Genomic DNA, 21961 nt, shown 5'->3' with positions numbered 1-21961 from the left:
GCACCCGGACGTGTCACTGCACGACGGGCGTCCACCGCACATCCTGCACTCACTGCACCTCGGGCGCCAGGCCCGCACTGCACTCATCACATCCGGGCCCCTGGGCCCGCACCCACGGACGCTCCCGCGCGTCCGTGATCTCAAGGAGGAGATCCATGTACAACACGAGGCGTTTCGGCCAGTTCCTCGGATTCGCAGCAGTCGGCGCACTCGCGCTCGGCCTCGCCGGCTGCTCCGGCGGCTCGGACACGGCCGCAGGCGGCGGTGGCGACGACGTCACCACCATCGGCTTCGTGGCCGTCGGCCCCGAGGGCGCGTGGCGTCAGGCGAACGAGACCAACATCGAGGAGACGTTCACCGCTGACGCGGGCTACGACCTCAAGTACGCCCCCGCCACCAACGGCGACCAGAAGTCGCAGATCGACTCCTTCACGTCCTTCGTGGACGAGGGCGTCGACATCATCCTGCTGTCGGCCACGGAGGGCTCCGGCTGGGAGGACTCGCTCGAGCGCGCTCAGGAGGCCGAGATCCCGGTCATCCTGATCGACCGCGGCATCGAGCCGGACAACACCGACCTCTACGTCACCCGCATCGCGCCGGACAACATCGCGGTCAGCACCTCGGTCGCCGACTGGGCGAAGACCGCCTTCCCCGACGGCGCCAAGTACTTCACCCTCGAGGGCCCCGCCGGTGTCTCGGTCGTCAACGAGCGCAACGAGGGCTGGGACGAGGTCATCGGCGCCGACTCCGCCTTCACCAAGGTCGGCGCGCAGACCGCCAACTGGTCCACCGAGGAGGCCAAGAGCGTCTTCGAGACCGTCCTGAAGTCGAACAACAACGACGTCCAGATGGTCTTCGCGCAGAACGACGAGATGGGTCTCGGCGCGGTCCAGGCCGTTCAGGAGGCCGGCCTCACCCCGGGCGTCGACGTCAAGATCGCCACGATCGACGGCACCAAGAACGCCCTGCAGGCCCTCGCCGACGGTGAGCTCAGCTTCGTCGCCGAGTACAACCCGCTCTTCGGCGAGACCGCCCTCGACGCCGTCGAGAAGACCCTCGCCGGCGAGAAGGTCGAGTCCTCGATCGTCGTCCCGAGCGAGACCTTCGACTCGCCCGAGGCCGCGGCGACCGCCCTGCCCGACCGCAAGTTCTAGAAAGCACCTTCTAGGCAGCACCCCACCCCCACCGGAGCGACCGGGACCCCACCGCGGGTCCCGGTCGCTCCCACCTCCGGCGCAGAGCAGCGCCACTCGAGAACGGAACGACGCGACATGGCGGATTCGCCTCCGATCGTCGAGATGAAGAACATCTCGATCAGCTTCCCCGGCGTCAAAGCCCTCGACGGTGTCGACTTCCGCCTGTTCCCGGGCGAGGTCCACACCCTCATGGGCGAGAACGGCGCCGGCAAGTCCACCCTCATCAAGGCGCTGACCGGCGTCTACAAGATCGACAGCGGCGAGATCGTCGTCGGAGGGACGCCCCGGCGCCTCGCCGGCACCGCCGATGCGCAGGCGGCCGGCATCTCGACCGTCTACCAGGAGGTCAACCTCTGCACCAACCTCAGCATCGGCGAGAACGTCATGCTGGGCTACGAGGTGCGCGGCCCCTTCGGCATCAACTGGCGCGCGACCCACGAGGCCGCGAAGCGCGCCCTCGAGCGCCTCGGCCTCGGCCACCTCGACCCGCGCCGCCCGCTCTCCTCGCTCTCGATCGCGATGCAGCAGCTCGTCGCGATCAGCCGCTCCACGGTGAGCGACTCGCGCGTGCTCATCCTCGACGAGCCGACCTCGAGCCTGGACGCGAACGAGGTCGAGAACCTCTTCGTCGTCATACGCCGCCTCCGCGCGGAGGGCGTCGCGATCCTCTTCGTCTCGCACTTCCTCGACCAGGTCTACGCGATCAGCGACCGCCTCACGGTGCTGCGCAACGGCACCTACGTGGGCGAGTACCTCACCCACGAGCTGGACCGCACCTCGCTGATCTCCAAGATGATCGGCAAGGACATCGCCGCCCTGCGCTCCCTCGACTCCGAGCGCGCGGACAGCGACCACCTCTACCGCGAGGCCCCGCTCTACACCGCGAAGGGCCTCTCGAAGAAGGGCTCCATCGAGTCCACCGACCTCACCCTGCACCGCGGCGAGGTCGTCGGCTTCGCCGGTCTCCTCGGCTCCGGCCGCACCGAGCTCGCCCGCCTGATCTACGGCGTGGACAAGCCCGACACCGGCGAGATCACGCTGCACGGCAAGAAGATCGACGTCCCGACGCCGACCGCCGGCCTTGCGCACAAGATCGCCTTCTCGAGCGAGAACCGCCGCGACGAGGGCATCATCCGCGACCTCTCGGTCCGGGAGAACCTCATCCTCGCCGTCCAGGCGAAGCGCGGCTGGGCCCGCCCCCTCTCCAAGAAGGAGAAGGACGAGATCGTCGCGAAGTACCTCGTCGAGCTCAACGTGCGCCCCGCCGACCCGGACCGCCCGATCAGCAAGCTCTCCGGCGGCAACCAGCAGAAGGTGCTCCTCGGGCGCTGGCTGGCCACCGCCCCGGAGATCCTCATCCTCGACGAGCCGACCCGCGGCATCGACGTCGGAGCCAAGGCCGAGATCCAGGAGAAGGTCGTCGCCCTGGCCGGCGAGGGCGTCGCCGTGGTCTTCATCTCGTCCGAGCTCGACGAGGTCGTCCGCCTCAGCGACCGCATCATCGTCCTCAAGGATCACCGCGTGATCGCGGAGATCCTCAACGGACCCGCTGTCACTGCGGAGTCGATCGTCACTACCATCGCCGCAGAGGGAGTCGTCGACGAGGACGTCGTCGTTCTCGAAGGCGCCACGCAGGAGGCCGCATCATGAGCAGCGACACGCGACCGGACCGGGGCTCGCTCCTCGCGAGCCTGATCCGCCGTCAGTACTTCTGGGGAGCGGTGGCCATCGTGCTGCTGCTGCTCGTCAACGTCGTCAAGGACCCGAGCTACCTCGGCGTCACCGTCAGCCCGACCACGGGCTACCTCGTCGGCAACGTGATCGACATCGCCCGCGCCGCCGCCCCGATCCTGATGATCGCGGTCGGCATGTGCCTGGTGGTCGCGACCGGCGGCATCGACCTCTCGGTCGGCTCGATCATGGTCGTCGCCGGCGCCGTCTCGATGGAGTTCCTCAACGCCCAGGGCGCGCCGGACTCGCTCGGCGCCGCCGCGGCCGCCTTCGCGCTCGCGCTGCTGGTCGCCGGAGTGCTGGGCGCCGTGAACGGCATCCTCGTCTCGGTGGTGGGGCTCCAGCCCTTCATCAGCACGCTCGTCGTGATGCTCGCCGGCCGCGGCCTGGCGAAGGTCATCACGGGGGGCCAGAACACCGCCGCGACGAACGAGCCGTTCCGCTGGCTCGCCAACGGCTACGTCTTCGGACTCCCCGTCGTCTTCCTGCTCGCCATCGCGATCGTCGTGGTCGTCGGGGTCCTGGTGCGCCGCAGCGCGCTCGGCCTGATGATCGAGGCCATCGGCATGGACCCGAAGGCGGCCCGCCTCGCCGGCATCAACCGCCGCGGCCTGCTGATGACCGCCTACATCGGCTCCGGCGTCCTCGCCGGCGTCGCGGGCGTCTTCGCCACCGCGAGCGTGATGACGGTCGACGTCTCGCGCACCGGCTACCAGCTCGAGCTCGACGCGATCCTCGCGGTCGTGGTCGGCGGCACCTCCCTCGCGGGCGGCAAGTTCAACATCACCGGAGCGGCCGTCGGAGCGATCCTGATCGCCACCCTCGACAAGACGGTCGTCTTCCTCGGCGTCTCGTCCTCGGCGACGCCCGCCTTCAAGGCGATCGTCATCGTCGCCCTGTGCCTGCTGCAGTCGGAGCGGGTCCGCTCCGCCTTCAAGAACCGTCGCGAGGCGCGCCGCAGCGTCCCGCAGAAAGAGGCGATCCCCGCATGAGCGCCGTGCTGACCCGACCCGCCCCGCCGGCGAAGTCGAACCGCTCCTCCGCCACCTCGTGGCTGAGCCAGCACCTCGACAAGCTGCCGACCCTCGCCGCCCTGGTCATCTTCCTGGGCATGATCGTCTACGGCGAGGTCGCCTACGGGCGCATCCTTCAGGCGAGCACGATCTCGAACCTGCTGATCAACAACGCGCACCTGATCATCCTCGCCGTGGGCCTCACCTTCGTGATCCTCACCGGCGGCATCGACCTCTCGGTCGGCGCAGTGATCGCCTTCAGCAGCGTGAGCGGCGTGCTGCTCATCAACAGCGGCTGGAACCCCTGGCTCGTGATGCTCCTGATGGTGCTGATCGGCTCCGCGTTCGGCCTGATCTCGGGCGTGCTGATCCAGTACTTCAACGTCCAGCCGTTCATCGCGACCCTCGCGATGATGTTCCTGGCCCGCGGTCTCGCCTCGATGCTGAGCACGGTCCCGGAGCGCCTTCCCGAGGACTCGGCCGTGCTGTCGCTCGCGACGCCGATCAAGCTGATCGACGGACCGAAGGTCAACGACTTCGTGATCAGCCCCGGCGTGATCATCGCCGTGCTCGTGGTGGCCGCCGCGTTCTTCGTGCTGCACCGCACCCGCCTCGGCCGGACGGTCTACGCGATGGGCGGCTCGGAGCCGTCGGCCGCGCTGATGGGCCTGCCCGTCGTCCGGACCAAGCTGCTCATCTACGTGATCAGCGGCACCCTCGCGGGCCTCGCCGGCGTGGTCTACACCGCCCGCCTCGGCAGCGCGCAGAACATCACCGGCACCGGCTGGGAGCTCGACGCCATCGCGGCGACCGTCATCGGCGGCACGCTGCTCACCGGCGGCGTCGGCTTCGTCCTCGGCTCCGTGATCGGCGCCCTGGTCCTCGGCCTGATGAACGTCCTGATCACCCGCGACGGCGGCATCCCGCCCGAGGCGACCACCATCATCACCGGCGGCATCCTGCTCGTCTTCGTGCTCCTGCAGCGCGCGGTGATGGCCCGCAACCGGACCTGACGTCCGGACTGCACGACGTCCCGCGCCAGCCTTCGACCATACCCCCTTGTCTGCTTTGACAAGGGGGTATGGTCCGCTACCGTGGTCAAGGAAGTCAAGCAGCGCGAGGTCGAACGGTTCCTCGAGTCCTGCGGATGGCGGCTCCTCCGCGAGAAGGGTCCGCACAACGTCTGGGGCTCCCCGGACGGCACGCAGGTCCTCGCGATCCCGCGGCACGGCAAGGTGTCTCCGGGAGTCGTCCGCCAGGTCATCAAGGCCCAGCCGGGCAGTCCGGCGGGCTGGCGATGAACGACCGCAACAGGTGCGAACGGCATCGCGGGGAGAGGAGGAGGACGTCATGACCAGCACGGATCTGCTGCGCACCACGGAGCGCTCCTTCGACGCCGTGGTGACCCGGGAGGGCCGCTGGTGGATGATCCACGTCCCCGCCCTCGACGCGGTGACGCAGTCGCGGTCGCTCCGAGAGGTGCCCGCCATGGCGACCGGTGTCGTCTCGGCCCTCCTCGACGTCGAGGAGGAGGATCTGACGATCCGCCTCTCCTACGAGCTGCCCGCCGAGGTCGCGACCACGTGGCACGAGGCGGAGACTCTGCGCTCGCAGGCCGAGGAGGCCGAGGACCGCGCCGCTGCCCTGCGTCGGGAGGCCGTCCGCACGCTCCTCAGCACGACGCACATGAGCCAGGCCGACGCCGGCGTGATGCTCGGCCTCTCGAAGCAGCGCGTCCAGCAGCTCGCGTCCTGAGCGCCGCTCGGACCCGCTGCGCCGCGCTCGGCGCGCGATCGAAGGGCGTGAAACGCGCGAAGAATGCCCGTCGCGTTGACGTCAACATCGTGTTACCGTGAACATCTCCGGTGCGTGCCGGACCCTTTCCCTTCAGCAATGGTGCCGAACCAGGAGTTAGTGCGATGAAGCCCTTCCTACGACCGGTCGTCCTCGTGACGGCGCTCGCGCTCACCGTCCCGCTGCTGACGGCGCAGTCCGCCGCAGCCGCTCCGGCCGACGATCTCGTCCTCCGCTACGCGCTCGACGCGACCAGCGGCACGACCGCCGTCGACAGCTCCGGCAAGGGCCGCGACGGTGTCCTCTCCGGCGGCGCGGTCGCCTCGGGCGCCGCGGGCGTGACGCTCGACGGCGTCGACGACTTCGTGAAGCTGCCCGACAACGTGCTCGCCGGCCTCAGCTCGATCACCGTGAGCACCGAGGTGCTGGTGAAGCCGAGCCAGGGCACGCCGTACTTCATCTGGGGCCTCGGCAACACGACGAACAACGCGGGCAACGGCTACCTGTACACGACGGGCAACAGCTACAAGACCTCCATCGCCACCGGCAACTGGACCACCGAGCAGACCGTGAACTCGGGAGCCGACCTCGCCCGCGGGGTCTGGAAGACGCTCACCTACACGCTCGACGACGCCTCCGACACCGCGCGGCTCTACCTCGACGGCGCCCAGGTCGCGCAGCAGACCGGCGTGACCATCACCCCCGGCGCGATCGGCGGCGGCAGCACCACCGCGAACGCGATCGGCCGCTCGGTCTACACCGGCGACAAGTTCCTCGCCGGCTCGGTGCGCGACTTCCGCATCTACAGCAGCGCGCTCAGCGCCGCCGACGTCGCGACCCTCCAGGCGAGCGACGCCACGCGCACCACCCGCGACGCCGCCGCGCTGACCCTCGGCGACCTCTCCGCCGTCACCGCGAACCTCACCCTGCCGACCACCGGGCCCAACGGCTCGGCGATCGCCTGGTCCTCGAGCAACGCCGCCGTCGTCTCCTCGAGCGGAGTCGTCACCCGGCCCGCCACGGGCAGCGCCCAGGCCGTGCTCACCGCGACCGTCACCCGCGGCTCCGCGACGCAGACCCGCACCTTCACCGCCACCGTGCCCGCGCAGGATGCGAACGCCGACGCGCAGAAGGCGCTCGACGCGCTGAGCATCGTCAACGCCGGCGACGTCCGCGGCAACGTCACGCTGCCCGCGAAGGCCGGCGCCTACGACGTCACCTGGGCCTCCTCGAACACCGCCGTCGTCAGCACCACCGGCGTCGTGAAGCGCCAGGCTGCGTCCACCGCGGTCACCCTCACTGCGACGATCGCCGGCACCACCGCCACCCGGCAGCTCCCGGTCACCGTGACCGCCGCGCCCGCGAACCTCGACACCGAGTACGACGCCGGCTACCTCTGGACCCACTTCGCGTCGACCGACTACGAGAAGATCTACTTCGGCTCCAGCACCGACGGCCTGCACTGGTCCAAGCTCAACAACGACAAGGCCGTGCTCGCCAACCTCGCCGGCACGCTCGGCGTCCGCGACCCGCACCTCGTGCGCTCCCCCACCGGCGACGAGTACTGGATCCTCGGCACCGACCTGCACGCCGAGGGCACCGCCGGCGGCGGCTCCTGGGACCAGGTGAACGCCAGCCAGAAGCTCGTCGTCTGGCGCTCCACCGACCTCGTGAACTGGGGCCAGCAGAACCTCGTCTTCGCCGGCGCGCCGAACGCGGGCAACGTCTGGGCGCCCGAGGCGATCTGGGACGAGGCGACCGGTCAGTACTACGTCTACTGGTCCGGCCGCGACAAGACGCAGGTGAACACCGACGACTGGGCGCTGCGCGTCTACGTCTCCGCCACCCGCGACTTCCAGACCTTCTCCACCCCGAAGGTCTGGCTCGACGAGAACTCGTCGACCAACAACGCCGACGGCCCGAACATCATCGACACCACCATCGCCGTCGAGAACGGCGTCTACTACCGCTTCTCCACCTCCGACTGGCGCACCGTCGTCGACAAGGCCTCGAGCCTCGCCGGCCCGTGGACCCGCGTGATCGCCCGCGGCGAGGAGACCACCCGCGGCCTCTCCGACCACCTCGAGGGCCTCACCGTCTACCAGCTGCCCGACGGCCGCTGGGTCGTGATGGGCGACTCGTTCGGCTACTCCGCCTACGTCACCGACACCCTCGCGGACATGCGGTTCACGGCGCTGCCGGTGGGCACGACCGGAGCGAACACCTACTCCTTCTCGAAGCCCTTCCGCCACGGCTCGGTGCTGCGGCTCTCCAGCGCCGAGGAGGCCCGGCTGAACGCGGCCTACGGCGCCACGAGCACCGGCCCGACCCCGAAGCCGGTGAACGCGAAGGGCGAGATCCTCCGCTACACCTTCGACGGCGGCTCCGGCACGACCGTCACCGACAGCTCGGGCAACGGCCTGAACGGCACGATCGTCTCGGGCGGCGCCTGGCAGACCGGCTCGGTCAAGCTCGACGGCACCGACGACTACATCAAGCTGCCGGACGACCTGCTCGCCGGCGTCACCGACGTCACCGTGCAGACCGAGGTCTGGATCGACCCCGGGCAGAGCGGCGCCTACTTCCTCTACGGCCTCGGCAACACCACCAACGGAGCGGGTGACGGCTACCTCTTCACCTCCGGCAACAACTACCGCACCAGCCTCACCACCGGGAACTACACCACCGAGCAGACCGTCTCCTCCGGCTCGGCCGTCCCCCGCGGGCAGTGGGCGCAGCTGACCTACACGCTCTCCGGCACCACCGCGACGCTCTACCTCGACGGCGTCCGCGTCGGCGGCGGCACCGTCACGGCCGACCCGAAGGACATCGGCGGCGGCACGACCACGGCCAACTACATCGGCCGCTCGAACTACGACGCCGACAACCGCTTCCGCGGCCAGGTCCGCGAGTTCGCCCTTTACAACCGGGCGCTGAGCTCGGCCGAGGTGCTCGCCTCCTCCGGCAACACCACCGTGCTGGCCGACGTGACGCTCACCGGCGACGTGCTGAAGACCGCTCCGATCGTCGACCAGGCGACCCGCACCGTCACCCTCCCGGTGAAGCCCGGCACGGACCGCTCGAAGCTGACCCCCACCTACTCCACCGCCGCGGGCGTCACCGCGAGCCCCGCCTCCGGCACCGTCCGCGACCTGCGCACCCCGCAGACCGTCGTGCTGACCCCGGCCGGCGGCGGAGCGACCACCACCTGGACGCTCAAGGCCGTCGAGATGAAGAGCCCCGTCCTCCCGGGCCTCTACGCCGACCCGAACATCGCGGTCTTCGGCGACACCTACTACCTCTACGCGACCTCGGACGGCTTCCCCGGCTGGGGCGGCAAGACCTTCTACGCCTGGTCCTCGAAGAACCTCGTCGACTGGACCCGCTCCGCGCAGCCGATCCTGACCCTGGACGGCGCGAACGGGAACGTCCCGTGGGCGACCGGCAACGCCTGGGCGCCGACGATCATCGAGAAGGGCGGGAAGTACTACTTCTACTTCTCCGGCCAGAACGCGGCGCTCGACCGCAAGACGATCGGAGTCGCGGTCGCCTCGAACCCGATGGGCCCGTTCACCGCGCAGCAGTCCCCGATGATCACCAACGGCGAGTCCGTGAAGTCCGGCCAGGCCATCGACCCGGCCGCGTTCACCGACCCGGCCACCGGCAAGAGCTACCTCTTCTGGGGCAACGGCGCACCCGTGTACGCCGAGCTCTCGGACGACATGCTCTCCGTCAAGGCGGGCACCATCAAGACGATCTCGGGTCTCACGGACTTCCGCGAGGGCGCGTTCATGAACCACCGCAACGGGCTCTACCACCTGACCTACTCGATCGACGACACCGGCTCCGAGAACTACAAGGTCGGCTACGCGACCTCGACGAGCATCGACGGACCGTGGACCTACCGCGGTGTGATCCTGGAGAAGGACCCCGCGCAGGGCATCCTCGCCACCGGCCACAGCTCGATCATCAACGTCCCCGGCACCGACGACTGGTACATCGCCTACCACCGCTTCGCCATCCCCGGCGGAGACGGCCAGCACCGCGAGACCACCATCGACAAGGTCACCTTCGACCCGGCGACCGGACTGATGCAGAAGGTCGTCCCGACCCTCACCAGCGTCAGCCCGCAGACGGTGCCGACCGCGGCTCCTGCGATCACGGCGACCGCCACCGCCTCGACCCGCTGCGTGCAGGGCAAGGTCGTCCTCTCGGTCGTCGCGACGAACCCGAACGCCTTCCCGGTGAAGATGGTCGTCACCTCGACCTCGGGCTCGAAGACGTTCGCGGAGGTGGCCGCCGGCAAGTCCGTCACCCACTCCTTCACGACCCGCACCGCCGCGCTGCCCGCCGGCTCCGCGACCGCCACGGCGACCGCGTTCGTCGCGGGCAAGCCGGCCACCGCGACGGCCACGGCGCCGTACGCGGCGGCGAGCTGCGGCTGACGCGCTCGCGCCTCCCACCGACCTCACCGACCACCCGACACCACTGACCCCACACCACTGAACCGGACGGCGACGACGCCGTCTCGAGAACGGAGAACACCCGCTATGAACACCCGCTCCTTCCTCCTCCGCGGAACCGCCGGCATCGCCGGAGGCCTGCTCCTGCTCGGCGTCGCCGGCACCGCCTTCGCCGACGAGCAGCAGGGCGCCGACGACGTCGACGTCAACGTGCAGATCGCCCCGCTCACCGGCGGCGGCGCCCTCTCGATGACCGTCGCGAGCGACGCCACCGCCCTGACCGAGAACGGCTCCACCAGCGTCGTCCGCCAGTTCACCGGCACCCTGCCCACGGTCACCGTCACCGACACCCGCGACGCCGCCGACATCCCCGCCGGTGCCGGCTGGTACGTGCTCGGCACCGCGAGCGACTTCACCTCGTCGACCGGCGACACGATCGGCGCGGAGAACCTCGGCTGGGCGCCGAACCTGATCGACGGCGGCGACTCCGGCCTCGTCGCCGAGGGCGACGTCGTCGACACCGCCATCGACGGCGGCCCGGACGGAGTCGGCCTCGTCGACCAGGAGCTCCTCGCCATCACCAACGACTCCGCCGGAGTCGCCGAGGAGGGCTCCTGGACCGCCAACGCGGCCCTGACCCTCAAGACCCCGACCACCGTCGACGCCGGCGACTACAGCTCGACCCTCACCCTCTCGCTCTTCGAGTGAGCCTGCCGGTCGAGTAGCCGCCGCCGGCTGCGCGCTTCATGCTGGTCGAGTAGCCGCCGCAGGCGGCGTATCGAGACCCACCCTGCTGGACAGGTGGATCTCGATACGCCCGCTCCGCGGCCTACTCGATCAGCATGCGGCGCCCCCGCCGGCTCCTCGCATGCTGGTCGAGTAGCCGTCGCAGGCGGCGTATCGAGACCCACCCCGTGAGAACCTGGACTCCCCATGACCTCCGTGCTCCGCGCCCTCCTCGCCGTCCTCGTCGGCGCGCTCGCGCTCTCCGCCGCTCCCCCGGCCCTCGCCGCCGCCGCGACCGACCAGATCACCTGGGCCGTCAGCCCCGCGACCGACGGCGCCGTCGACAAGCGCTCCTGGGTCGAGCTCGACCTCGACCCCGGCGCCACCGCGGACGAGCAGGCCGCGGTCCGCAACCTCAGCGACCAGACCGTCACCTTCCGGATCGACACGGCCGACGGCTACTTCACCGACAAGGGCCGCTTCAACATGCTCCCCTCCGACCAGGAGTCCGTCGACGCCGGCACCTGGATCACCGCGCCCGAGACCGTCACCGTCGAGCCCGGCGGCACCGGCATCGTCCCCTTCACCGTCACCGTCCCCGACGACGCCGAGCCCGGCGATCACGCCGCGGGCCTCGCCGCCTCCCTCGTCTCCGTCGGCACCGACGTCGGCGGCTCCTCCGTCGGCGTCGAGAGCCGCATCGGCTTCCGCGTGATGACCCGCGTCACCGGCGACGTCGCCCCCGCCGTCGCCGTCGAGAACCTCACCGGCGACTACCGCCTCTCCTGGAACCCCTTCCAGCCCGGTGCGCTCACCGTCACCGCCGACATCGTCAACACCGGCAACGTCCGCCTCCTCCTCGACGGCAGCGCGACCGCCCAGGGCGCCTCCGCCCCGCTCGTCGCCGCCGACGCCGCCCAGCAGGAGCTGCTCCCCGGCGACCGCCGCGCCGTCACCCTCCAGCTCGACGACGTCTGGCCCCTCTTCGCCGTCGGCACCGACCTCACCGTCGCGCCGACCGTCGTCACCCCCGAGGGGCTCGACCCCGTCGAGATCGCCCCGCTCACCGAGTCGACCACCACCGCCGCCGTCCCCCTGCCCCAGCTCGCCGTCCTCCTCGGCCTCGCGCTGATCCTCGCCGCGCTCCTCGCCGGCCGCACCCGCTCCCGCCGCCGCGTCGCCGCCCTCGTCGAGCAGGCGAAGGAGGAGGGCCGCCGCGAGGCCGCCCACCAGCCCTCCTGACGCCGGCCCCGTCCGCCCCCCTCCGCGAGATGCCACTTGTGCACGCTTTCCACGGCGTGTCGCGCTCATAAGTGGCATCTCGCGGAGTTGTTCTCCCTCGCACTCGACAGTCGTGGGACCATCTTCGTATGGATCAGAGGAACGTCGTGCCGACCGCGGTCAGGGCGCCGGAGGAGGACGAGTCGCGGGTCGAGACCGCGTATCTGCTCCACTCCCCCGAGAACGCCCGCCGACTCCTCTCGGCGGTCGCGAGCGCACACTCCGGGGACACCTTGGAGCGTGACCTGCTCGAACCGTGACCCGCCTGCTCACCAGGACGACCGGCGACATCGACGAGGTCTCCCTCGACGGCGCGCATCTCGCGGGCATCGATCGCGAGATGCCACTTGTGCACGCTTTTCACGGCGTGTCGCGTGCACAAGTGGCATCTCGCGGAGGGGGGCTACTGGTACGTGATCAGGTCGGGGAGGGGGGCGACCTGGGCCATCGTCTGGGCGGGGGTCAGCATCGGGAGGTCCTCGTCGTAGAAGTTCTTCCAGCCCCAGGCGATGCCCTCGGGGGCGCCCTCGTGCAGGGCGTTCCAGGTGGCCTGCTTGTCGGGCTGGCCGCCCTGGCCGTCGACGTGGATCAGGAACTCGAGCTCGGGGCGGTCGCGGCGGATGCTGTCGCGGTCCTGCAGCATCGACAGCCGGAACTGGTGCAGCACGAACATCTTCGGCGGCAGGCCCTCGCGCTGCACGAGGTCCGCGAGCCAGCTCGAGACGCTGTCGACCTCGGCGGCCTGGACGCGGCCGATCTGCGCGAGCGGCACCTCGTCGGGGGCGAGCCGCCACTCCGGATCGAGGGCGAGGCCGACGTTCGGCAGGCGCAGCAGCTCCTCGTAGGCCTGCGCCTGAGTGAGGAAGTCGGAGCGGCCCGGCTGCAGGTCGAGCACGACGTACATGCCCGCCGCCGCGGCCGCGTCGATGTAGGGGCGGATGCCCGACGGGTCGAGCTCGTTCGAGTAGTCGCCGTCGCCGCCCGCGCTGCCCGCCGCGACCGTGGTGATGATCTCGAGGCTCGGCACGACCTGCAGATCGGTGAGCGCGCGGTACGGCTCGGCCACCGCCTCCGCGCGCGCGATGGTCGCGTCGAGGCCCTGCTCGCCGAGCACGCCGAGGACGGGTGCGCCCGGCGTGCCGTAGATCGCGACGTAGAGGTGCCCGCCGAAGAGGCGCTGCCCGCCGCCGGGCAGCTGCCAGCCGCTCGCGGCGGCACGCACCGACCACTCCGGCAGCGACTGCGCGGCGAGCACCGGCCCGAGCAGCAGCGTGCAGGAGGCGCCCGCGTCGGCGACCGCGGTGACGGCCGGCCCCGAGGCGAGGAGGTCGGTCACGCCGTCGGTGACGAGGGTCACCGGCACGCCGACGGCGCGCGCGTTCGCGACGGCAGCGACATCGGCGGCCTGGGCGAGGGCGGTCACCCCGGCGAGCGGCTCGGCCCGCGCCGGCAGCGCGCCGAAGGGCGGCTCCGCGGGGGCACCGGGCGCGAGGGCGACGAGGGAGGCGTCGTCGAGCGCGCCGACCGCGACTCCGGTCGCCTCCTCGATCGCGGCGGCCTCGGCGGCGGCGGTCACGGTGTCGACACCTGCGTGCTCGGCGACGGCGCCCACGGCGACGACACGGGTGGTGCCGAGGCGTGCGAGCTCGGCGTCGATCGAGGAGCCGGACGGCGCGGGCGAATCCGTCGCGGTCGCCGTCGACGCGGCACTCTCCACCAGCAGCGGCACGCCCCAGGCGATGCTCACCTGCGCCGCGAGCAGCACCGAGGAGGGCACGTCCTCTGCCACGACGACGAGCGGCGCCGCAGTGAACAGCAGAGCGCTCGCACTCACGGCGTCGACGGCGAGCGCCACCGGACCGGCGGGTGCGGCGGCCTGCGTGCGCGGCGCCTCCTGCGGCTCGGAGTCCGAGGGGGACGCGGAGTCGAAGGTGCAGGCACTCAGCAGCGGCAGGACGGCGAGGCCGCCGAGCACGACGCCGCGGCGGGTGAGGCCGCGGCGGGTCAGCCGATCGACGGCGGGGACGTCGGGGATCTCGGGGGGCATGCGCGGACCTCTCCTCTCGGAGCCGGCGGGCTCACTGGTGCGCGGTGGGTCTCGCTCCAGTGTCGCAGGCGCTGCCCCCCTCCCGTGGGACCGGGGGCCGGGGCCGACCGGTCAGACCGTGCGCGGCGCCTTCGCGAGATTGGCCTCGAGCTCCTCGCGGTTCTGCCGCACCACGTAGGCGGGGCGGTCGCGCTCGACGCGCCAGGACTCGCTCAGCGGCGTGATCGCGACGGTGTCGAAGCCGAGGCGGTCGTAGAGGTCGGTGACGAAGTGCACAGCCTCCGGGTAGTCGCTCGACGTGGCGAGGGCGCGGCGGTCCTCGGTGCCGGCCGGGGTGCCGTCGGTCGTGATGTCCGCGGCCATGATGTGGTTGAACGCCTTGACGACCTTCGAGGTGGGGAGGTGCTTCTGCAGCATCTCGCTGACCGTCGTCTCGCCCTTGTCGAGCGCCTCGATGCGGCCGTCGCGCTCGAAGTAGTAGTTGTTCGTGTCGAGCACGATCTTGCCGGCGAGCGGCGCGACCGGCACCTCCTCGAGGTTCTTCAGCGGGACGGTCACGACCGCGATCTCCGCGGCCTCGGCCGCCTCCTGCGCCGTGGCGGCGCGCGCCTTCGGGCCGAGCTCCGCGATGAGGTCGGCGAGGGTCTCGGGACCGCGCGAGTTGGCGATCACGACCTCGTCGCCCTGGGCGAGGACCGCGCGCGCGACCTGGCTGCCGATGTTGCCTGCTCCGATGATTCCGTAAGTGGTCATGAAGAAGGGAACGCCCGCGGAGGAGAGGAATTCCGTCGTGGGGCGCACTCCCACGCCGCGTCCAGGCACCGCGGACGCGCGTCGCCGCGATAGGTTCGAGCGTCCGCTGACGAACGACCCCGGAGACCGCGATGCCGCAGTTCGACCTCCCGCTCGAGCTCCTCGAGCAGTACCAGCCCGACCTGCCGGAGCCCGAGGGCTTCGCGGACTTCTGGCGCGAGACCATCGCCGAGGCCCGCGGCCTCGCGACCGAGCCCGTCTTCGAGCCCGTCGACGCCGGCTTCCCGCTCCTGGAGACCTTCGACGTCACCTTCTCCGGCTTCGGCGGCCACCCGATCCGCGGCTGGCTGATCCTCCCCCGCGGCGTCGAGGGCCCGCTCCCCGCGCTGGTCACCTACATCGGCTACGGCGGCGGCCGCGGCCTGGTCGACGAGTGGACCGCGATGAGCGCCGCCGGCTACGCGCACCTGGTGATGGACACCCGCGGCCAGGGCTCCGGCCACCGCGGCGGCGACACCCCCGACCCGGTCGGCAGCGGCCCGCACGTGAGCGGCTTCATGACCCAGGGCATCGAGTCGCCCGCGGACCACTTCTACCGCCGCGTCTTCACCGACGCGTTCCGCGCACTCGACGTGCTGCGCGCGCACCCCGCCGTCGACCCGGCTCGCGTCGCCATCTCGGGCGGCAGCCAGGGCGGCGGCATCTGCCTCGCCGTCGCCGGTGTCCTGGGCCTGCTCGGCGAGTCGGAGTCGGCGCGCGCCGCGATCATCGACGTCCCGTTCCTCAGCCACATCGGCCACGCCGTCCGGATCGTGGAGACCATGCCCTACGGCGAGGTCGTGCGCTACCTGCGCACTCACCGCGGCTCGGAGTCGTTCGTCTTCGACACCCTGTCCTACTTCGACGGCACCTCGTTCGCCCCGCACGCGGAGGTCCCGGCGATGTTCTCCGTCGCCCTGCTCGACGAGATCTGCCCGCCCTCCACCGTCTACGCCTCCTACAACCGCTACGCCGGCCCGCGCGAGATCCGCGTCTACCCGTTCAACGGCCACGAGGGCGGCGAGGTGTTCCAGATCCGCGAGCACGTGCGCTTCCTGGCCCGCGAGCTGGCGTAGGCGCGGCCGGCGCACCCGACGCGGCTCAGCCAGTCTGCGCGTCGAGCATCGCCGTGCCGATGCGGTCCTCCAGGTCGGCCAGTTCGTCGAGGACGTCGACGGCCACCCAGGCCTGGTCCCGCTTCCGGTCGGTCAGCGCAGTCAGCACACCGGCGGCGACGAGCTGCCCGATCGCCGCGCCGACGCTCGAGGGCGCCCGTCCGGTCAGCTCGATCGCGCGGGCGGTCGTGACGATCGGGTGGTCGAGCAGCCCGTCGAGGAGGAGCGCCGCCGCACTCCCCGCGCGCGGCCGGACGGCGGCCCGCCACGCGGCCGGGAGCGCCTCGAGGACGGCGGCCGTCCGGGCCGATTCGGGAGCCGCGACCGCGCAGGCCCGCGCGAGCTCGTCGACGAAGGGCGCGAGCGCGCCGTCCCGGTAGTCGTTCACCAGCTCGAAGTAGCGCTCGCGATCCGCGACCAGCGCCGACGCCACGGGGACGACAGTGGTCCGCGTCAGCCCGCGCCGGCGGAGGATCGCGGTGATCAGCGCGCGGCCGATGCGCCCGTTGCCGTCGGTGAAGGGGTGGATCGACTCGAACTGCGCGTGCGCGATCGCGGCCTGCACGATCGGGTCGAGGTCGCTCCGATTCGAGAACCGGATCAGGTCGGCCATCAGGGCCGGGACCGCCCCGGGCGGCGGCGGGACGTGCACCGCACCGCGCGGGGAGTGGTCGCTGCCCCCGATCCAGTTCTGCATGGGCCGGTAGGCCCCGGCGTAGCGCGCGTCCACGGGGTCGTCGGACATCAGGACCCGGTGCGCCGTGAGGATCGCGGCCTCATCGATCAGGCCGGTCCGGCCGGCGGCGTCGACCATGCCCGTCATCGCCTCCGCAGCGGCGACCACCGACGTCGCACTGGAGTTCGCTCGTATGCCGACGGTGGCGCGGGCGAAGTCCTCCAGACTCGCCTCTTCGTCCTCGATCTTCGAGGAGGAGACCGCCTCGGTCCGGAGCAGGAGCCGACCGAGCACGCCGAGCCGGTTCCCGTACTCGGCGTCCAGGGCGATGACCGCGTGCCGCGCGTCGTCGAGCGCCGGCCGGGAGGCGGGCGGCGGCTCCCAGGACGACTCCGCGATCAGCGGCGGCAACGCGACCACGACCTCGCTGAGCATCCGGTCGGCGCGAGTGCCGGCCCGGACGGTCTGTCGCCAGGGGCGCGTCTCGTACCCGTGCGCCGGCCACTCGGACGTCATCGGGCTCCCTTCGACAACCCGAATCAGCGGGTGCGCTAATTCGGGTTAACCCTACAACCCGAATCAAAGGCCGCGCTGTTTCGGGTTGCGCGGGCAGTCCGACGGCCATCGCTTTGTGACGTCGTGCGACGACAGCGGTGCCGATTCCCGGCCGCACTGGGCACGATCGAGGGATGACTCGCCAGATCCGCTTCAATGCCTTCGACATGAACTGCGTCGCCCACCAGTCCTCGGGCATGTGGCGCCACCCTCAGGACCAGTCCTGGCGCTACAAGGACCTCTCCTACTGGACCGATCTGGCGAAGCTGCTCGAGCGGGGCACCTTCGACGGCATCTTCATCGCCGACGTCCTCGGCACGTACGACGTCTACGGCGGCTCGAACGAGGCCGCGATCCGGCACGGCGCGCAGGTCCCGGTGAACGACCCGATCCTGCTCGTCTCGGCGATGGCCGCGGCGACCGAGCACCTCGGCTTCGGCATCACGGCCGGCACCGCCTACGAGCACCCGTACCCGTTCGCGCGCCGCATGTCGACGCTCGACCACCTGACCAAGGGCCGCGTCGGCTGGAACGTCGTCACCGGCTACCTGCCCAGCGCCGCGCGCAACATGGGCCACGAGGATCAGCTCGAGCACGACGACCGCTACGACGTCGCCGACGAGTACCTCGAGGTCCTCTACAAGCTGTGGGAGGGGTCGTGGGAGGACGACGCCGTGATCCGCGACCGCGAGTCCGGCGTGTTCACCGACCCGGCGAAGGTGCACGAGATCGGCCACCGCGGCAAGAACTTCACCGTGCCCGGCATCCACCTCTCGGAGCCGTCGCTGCAGCGCACCCCCGTCATCTACCAGGCGGGCGCCTCGCCCCGCGGGATCCGCTTCGCGGCGGGCAACGCGGAGGCGATCTTCGTCGCGTCCTCGACCAAGGCGGGCCTCAAGGCCACCGTCTCGCGGATCCGCGACGCGCTCGAGGCGGCCGGCCGCGACCGCCACTCCGCGAAGATCTACACGCTGCTGACGATCATCACCGACGAGACCAGCGAAAAGGCGCACGCGAAGCACCGCGACTACCTCTCCTACGCGAGCGAGGAGGGCGCTCTGGTCTTCATGTCCGGCTGGATGGGCATCGACCTCTCGCAGTACGACCTCGACGAGCCGATCGGCAACGTGAAGAGCAACGCGATCCAGTCGACCGTCGCCAACTTCCAGGAGGCGAACGAGGACGGCAGCGAGTGGAAGGTCCGCGACATCGCCAAGCTCGGCGCGATCGGCGGCCTCGGCCCGTTCATCGTCGGCTCACCCTCCGAGGTGGCCGACCACCTGCAGGAGTGGGTCGAGGACACCGACGTCGACGGCTTCAACCTCGCCTACGCGATCACCCCGGGCACCTTCGAGGACGTCGTCGAGTTCATCGTGCCGGAGCTGCGCCGCCGCGGCGCCTACCCCGACGAGTACGTCGAGGGCACGCTCCGCCAGAAGCTGCACGGCCGCGGCGACCGCCTGCCGGAGGAGCACCTCGGCGCGGGCTTCCGCTACCGCGCGGACGCCTGACGCGGGGTCTCGATACGCCCCTGCGGGGCTACTCGACCAGCATGAGGCGCAGCGGGCGTATCGAGACCTCCCACCGCACGCGCAGAAGCACCCCGCCGCAGTGCGCGACGGGGTGCTTCTGTGCGTGGGCGAGGAGCGTCAGCCCTCGAAGGTGGCGTCGAGGGTGATCTCGACTCCGGTGAGCGCCTTGCTGACGGGGCAGGTGTTCTTCGCGTCCTCGGCGGCCTTGAGGAACGCGGCCTCGTCGATGCCGGAGACCTCGCCGCTGACGACAAGGGCGATCTTGGTCAGCTTGAAGCCGCCGGCCGAGTCCGGGCCGAGCGAGACGTCGGCGCGGACGTCGAGCGCCTCGACGGTGCCGCCGGCCTGGCCGAGGACGGCCGAGAACTGCATGGCGTAGCAGGCGGAGTGCGCGGCACCGAGGAGCTCCTCGGGGCTGGTCGAGCCGTTGGCGTCGTCGGCCGCGCGCTTGGGGAACGAGACGTCGTAGGTGCCGAGCTTCGAGCTCGAGAGCTCGACCTGGCCCTCGCCGGTCTCGAGCGAGCCGTTCCAGGCGGTGCGTGCAGAACGAGTGGGCATGGTTCCTCCTTCGGGACGGGGAGCACCTGCCGTACCGGCGCTCTCCCTGGGGTTCAGAGCCTAGGGGAACGATCGTTCTCCTGCAATGCGCTGGCGCGGAACGTCGCCTCGGACAGCACCGGATCAGTGCAGCAGCTTCAGCCCGATCACGCAGCCGACGATCCCGAGGACCAGCAGCGTGCGGACGAGCGAGAAGCCCTCACCGCCGAAGAACATGCCGTAGAGCACGGTCAGCGAGGCGCCGATCCCGACCCAGACGGCGTAGGCCGTGCCGGTGGGCAGGTCGCGCATCGCGTAGGCGAGCCCGGACAGACTGGCGACGACGCCGACTCCGAAGATCACGGACGGCCAGAGGCGGGTGAACCCCTCCGACTTGCCGAGGGCGGTGGCCCACACGGCCTCGAGGACACCGGAGACGATCAGGACGATCCAGGACACGACGACTCACTCCTTCGAGTCAGTCTTGTCGTGCTGCCGGGTACTGCTCCCTCGTCCGGTTCGCCGTCATCGGCTCCCGCCAGCCTGTCACCGCGCCCTGGGCAGGCCCTGGGCAGGCCCTGGGCAGCGCGGCCGGCGCGGGGAAGTGACGCTAGGCGAGGACCCGGTGGCCGCCGCCGCGCTGCCGTGCCATCTCGGCGCCGAGGCGCTCCGCCTCCTCGCGGGAGTCGTGCCGGGTGAGCGGGACCGCGGCGCCCGCGATGCGGTTGTGCCAGCCGGCGTCGTCGGCGTAGGTCTCGATCGCGGCGATGCGGTCGCCGGTGGTCCTGGTGGTCTGCGCGGTCAAGGGCGCCTCCGTCTCTCCCCGTCTCTCGGAGAGGCCGGGCCCACCAGACAACCCCGCGCGGCGCCGTCGGCCACAGGGGGTTGACGGCCCCGAGCGTCGCGGAGGAGGGCTCAGCCCGCGACGGTCGCGGCCGGATCGAGGTGGTCGGCCAGCGCGTCGATCGCCTGGTCCCAGCCGTCGTAGAACGAGTCGTCGCCCTGCTCGCCGTCGACGCCGGCCAGCTCGAAGGTGAGCCGGGTCAGCTCGCCGGCCGAGCGGATCGACACGGTCACGACGGGCGCATCCGCGTCGCCGGGCTCGCCCCAGGTGAAGACGAGCTTCTCGGGGGCCGTGATCTCGCGGTAGACACCGCCGGTCGGGTAGGTCTCCTCGCTCGCGGTCGAAACCATCGTGTAGGCGTAGCGGCCGCCGACCTTCAGGTCGACCTCGACCGACTCGCGCGGAGTGGTCAGCCCGCGCGGGTGCCACCACTCGGCGATCTCGTCGGGGTCGGTCCACGCGCTCCAGATCTCCTGGGGCGTCGCGTCGAACAGCCGGGTGAGGGTGAAGCCCTGAGCGTCGTCGGTCATGGTCGTGCTCCTTGCTGAGCGTCGGAAGGGATGCGCGCGAGCGTACTCCGGAGGCCTCCGAGGCTCCTCCACTCGGTCTCCCGCGCGCAACCCGGACCGTGCTGATGGTGTAAGCGCGCAGCGGCGTATCGAGACCTGCCGTGCTGAGACGGGTGGATCTCGATACGCCCGCTGCGCAAGCTACTCGATCAGCATTCAGGGTCCGCTGCGCGGGTCACTCGACCAGCATGTGGGGCCTCGGGTGCACCCGCTCAGCTGCCGAGGCGTCTCATCAGGCGACGGTGGAAGATGCGCCACCCGAGCGTGCACACGACGCTCCGGCGTCGGCCAGGGCTAGCATGGTGGCACACCCCCGGATACCTCGGTTACCGGTTAGAAGGCCCCGCTTCGGCGGGGCCTTCGGAATTTCCCCTCAGGGGGCGCTGCGCCCAGGCGATGGGACGGCGGAAGACCCTTCCCCTGCTGTCGACGAGCTCCGACGGGAACTGCGACTCCGCCAGCACCGCGTCCGTGACGTGACCGACGAAGGCCGGGGCGGTCTTGACCAGCTCCTTCGAGCTCCGGGCCGAGGGCATCGGGAAGATGATGCCGAAATCGTGTCCTGACTCCCGCAGGATCTGCAGCGGCGGCACCTGATCGGAGTCGTTCGAGAGCAGGACGTAGATGTCGGCCAGGGAGAGGTGGGAGTCCGCGACCATCCGCGCAGCGAGGTGAACGTCCGAGCCCTTCTCCTCCACTTTGCGGACCTTGACCTGCACGTACCGCCCGGTCGCCGGATCGATCACGAGCGGGACGGCGTCCATCCATCGGTTGTCGTTCCGGAACGTCCCATAGTGGATCGACACCAGCGGGTCCGTCCCGAGCGCCCGGAGATAGGTCTGCTGCCGCACGGGGGCCCGCACGTCCGTCGACATCCCCGGGCGCACGTTCGCCGTGAAGTACCTGACGAACGTCACCTCGTGGTCGGGCATGATCGCCTGCGCCGCCGCCCGCAGATCGAGCCACTTGAGATGCGGCTTCTCGTCCAGTGCTCGTCGGTACAGGTTGAAGCCGTCGACGTAGATGCGCGCCGTCGGCTTCCCTGTCATGGGGACGGAGCTTAGGACTCGCTCTCGCAGATCGTGCGCAA

20 protein-coding genes and 1 riboswitch are annotated in these 21961 nt (G+C 70.9%); of the genes, 12 read left to right on the top strand and 8 right to left on the bottom strand.

Annotation, left to right across the window (positions count from 1 at the left end; translation table 11 throughout):
• Positions 1–155: 155 nt before the first annotated feature.
• From EDF36_RS02420 to EDF36_RS21105, 10 genes are all read left to right on the top strand, one after another.
• Positions 156–1154: an ABC transporter substrate-binding protein gene (locus EDF36_RS02420; RefSeq protein ID WP_123731749.1), complete on the top strand. Its 999-nt coding sequence runs from the start codon at positions 156–158 to the stop codon at positions 1152–1154.
• 117 nt (positions 1155–1271) lie between these two features.
• Entirely contained in the window at positions 1272–2846 is a 1575-nt protein-coding gene (locus tag EDF36_RS02415; RefSeq protein WP_123446516.1) for a sugar ABC transporter ATP-binding protein, read from the top strand.
• On the top strand, positions 2843–3919 hold the full coding sequence (locus tag EDF36_RS02410) for an ABC transporter permease (RefSeq protein WP_123705748.1): 1077 nt from the start codon (positions 2843–2845) through the stop codon (positions 3917–3919). The genes EDF36_RS02415 and EDF36_RS02410 overlap by 4 nt, the downstream gene beginning before the upstream one ends.
• Positions 3916–4953 carry an ABC transporter permease subunit gene (locus EDF36_RS02405; RefSeq protein ID WP_123731748.1) on the top strand — a complete coding sequence of 346 codons (1038 nt, stop codon included), beginning with the start codon at positions 3916–3918 and terminating at the stop codon, positions 4951–4953. Before EDF36_RS02410 ends, EDF36_RS02405 begins: the two co-directional genes overlap by 4 nt.
• Positions 4954–5034: 81 nt before the next feature.
• Positions 5035–5241 carry a type II toxin-antitoxin system HicA family toxin gene (locus tag EDF36_RS02400; protein WP_123731747.1) on the top strand — a complete coding sequence of 69 codons (207 nt, stop codon included), beginning with the start codon at positions 5035–5037 and terminating at the stop codon, positions 5239–5241.
• A 49-nt stretch (positions 5242–5290) separates the two neighbouring features.
• A complete protein-coding gene (locus EDF36_RS02395) occupies positions 5291–5695 on the top strand; it encodes a hypothetical protein (protein WP_123731746.1) in 405 nt (134 codons plus the stop codon).
• A gap of 164 nt (positions 5696–5859) precedes the next feature.
• Positions 5860–10179 carry a family 43 glycosylhydrolase gene (locus tag EDF36_RS21940; RefSeq protein WP_123731745.1) on the top strand — a complete coding sequence of 1440 codons (4320 nt, stop codon included), beginning with the start codon at positions 5860–5862 and terminating at the stop codon, positions 10177–10179.
• Positions 10180–10284: 105 nt separating this feature from the next.
• The gene (locus EDF36_RS02385) at positions 10285–10905 is read left to right on the top strand and encodes a hypothetical protein (RefSeq protein WP_123731744.1); all 621 of its coding nucleotides are present in this window, start codon (positions 10285–10287) and stop codon (positions 10903–10905) included.
• A gap of 225 nt (positions 10906–11130) precedes the next feature.
• Positions 11131–12165 (top strand): WxL protein peptidoglycan domain-containing protein, encoded by a 1035-nt coding sequence (locus EDF36_RS02380; protein WP_123705751.1) that lies wholly within the window; start codon positions 11131–11133, stop codon positions 12163–12165.
• A gap of 128 nt (positions 12166–12293) precedes the next feature.
• A complete protein-coding gene (locus tag EDF36_RS21105) occupies positions 12294–12464 on the top strand; it encodes a hypothetical protein (protein WP_166674006.1) in 171 nt (56 codons plus the stop codon).
• 143 nt (positions 12465–12607) lie between these two features.
• Here the strand turns inward: EDF36_RS21105 and EDF36_RS02375 are convergent, their stop codons facing one another.
• Positions 12608–14251, bottom strand: coding sequence for a hypothetical protein (locus EDF36_RS02375; RefSeq protein WP_185020335.1), 1644 nt, complete (start codon positions 14249–14251; stop codon positions 12608–12610).
• 111 nt (positions 14252–14362) lie between these two features.
• On the bottom strand, positions 14363–15004 hold the full coding sequence (locus EDF36_RS02370; RefSeq protein WP_123731929.1) for an NADPH-dependent F420 reductase: 642 nt from the start codon (positions 15002–15004) through the stop codon (positions 14363–14365).
• A gap of 131 nt (positions 15005–15135) precedes the next feature.
• Between EDF36_RS02370 and EDF36_RS02365 the strand changes: the two genes are divergently transcribed.
• The gene (locus EDF36_RS02365; RefSeq protein WP_123731742.1) at positions 15136–16119 is read left to right on the top strand and encodes an acetylxylan esterase; all 984 of its coding nucleotides are present in this window, start codon (positions 15136–15138) and stop codon (positions 16117–16119) included.
• 25 nt (positions 16120–16144) lie between these two features.
• Here EDF36_RS02365 and EDF36_RS02360 read toward each other — a convergent pair whose 3' ends face one another.
• On the bottom strand, positions 16145–17350 hold the full coding sequence (locus EDF36_RS02360; RefSeq protein ID WP_123731741.1) for a Fic family protein: 1206 nt from the start codon (positions 17348–17350) through the stop codon (positions 16145–16147).
• A 173-nt stretch (positions 17351–17523) separates the two neighbouring features.
• Here EDF36_RS02360 and EDF36_RS02355 point away from each other — a divergent pair, with 173 nt between their 5' ends.
• Complete coding sequence (locus EDF36_RS02355; protein WP_123705756.1) at positions 17524–18900, top strand: LLM class flavin-dependent oxidoreductase; 1377 nt, start codon at positions 17524–17526, stop codon at positions 18898–18900.
• Between the two features lie 138 nt (positions 18901–19038).
• Here the strand turns inward: EDF36_RS02355 and EDF36_RS02350 are convergent, their stop codons facing one another.
• The 5 genes from EDF36_RS02350 to EDF36_RS02330 form a co-directional block, all read right to left on the bottom strand.
• Positions 19039–19479 carry an OsmC family peroxiredoxin gene (locus tag EDF36_RS02350; RefSeq protein ID WP_123444486.1) on the bottom strand — a complete coding sequence of 147 codons (441 nt, stop codon included), beginning with the start codon at positions 19477–19479 and terminating at the stop codon, positions 19039–19041.
• A gap of 123 nt (positions 19480–19602) precedes the next feature.
• Positions 19603–19917: a multidrug efflux SMR transporter gene (locus EDF36_RS02345; RefSeq protein ID WP_123444485.1), complete on the bottom strand. Its 315-nt coding sequence runs from the start codon at positions 19915–19917 to the stop codon at positions 19603–19605.
• Positions 19918–19930: 13 nt separating this feature from the next.
• A riboswitch (guanidine-III (ykkC-III) riboswitch) is annotated at positions 19931–19996 on the bottom strand.
• A gap of 72 nt (positions 19997–20068) precedes the next feature.
• Positions 20069–20263 carry a DUF2188 domain-containing protein gene (locus EDF36_RS02340; protein ID WP_123731740.1) on the bottom strand — a complete coding sequence of 65 codons (195 nt, stop codon included), beginning with the start codon at positions 20261–20263 and terminating at the stop codon, positions 20069–20071.
• Positions 20264–20373: 110 nt separating this feature from the next.
• Complete coding sequence (locus EDF36_RS02335; RefSeq protein ID WP_123731739.1) at positions 20374–20832, bottom strand: SRPBCC domain-containing protein; 459 nt, start codon at positions 20830–20832, stop codon at positions 20374–20376.
• Positions 20833–21197: 365 nt separating this feature from the next.
• A complete protein-coding gene (locus EDF36_RS02330) occupies positions 21198–21920 on the bottom strand; it encodes an NYN domain-containing protein (RefSeq protein ID WP_123731738.1) in 723 nt (240 codons plus the stop codon).
• Between the last annotated feature and the right edge of the window lie 41 nt (positions 21921–21961).

The sequence above is a fragment of the Rathayibacter sp. PhB152 genome (assembly GCF_003751395.1).
In the GTDB taxonomy this organism is placed as follows: domain Bacteria; phylum Actinomycetota; class Actinomycetes; order Actinomycetales; family Microbacteriaceae; genus Rathayibacter; species Rathayibacter festucae.
This window is presented reverse-complemented; position numbering and strand designations above follow the sequence as displayed.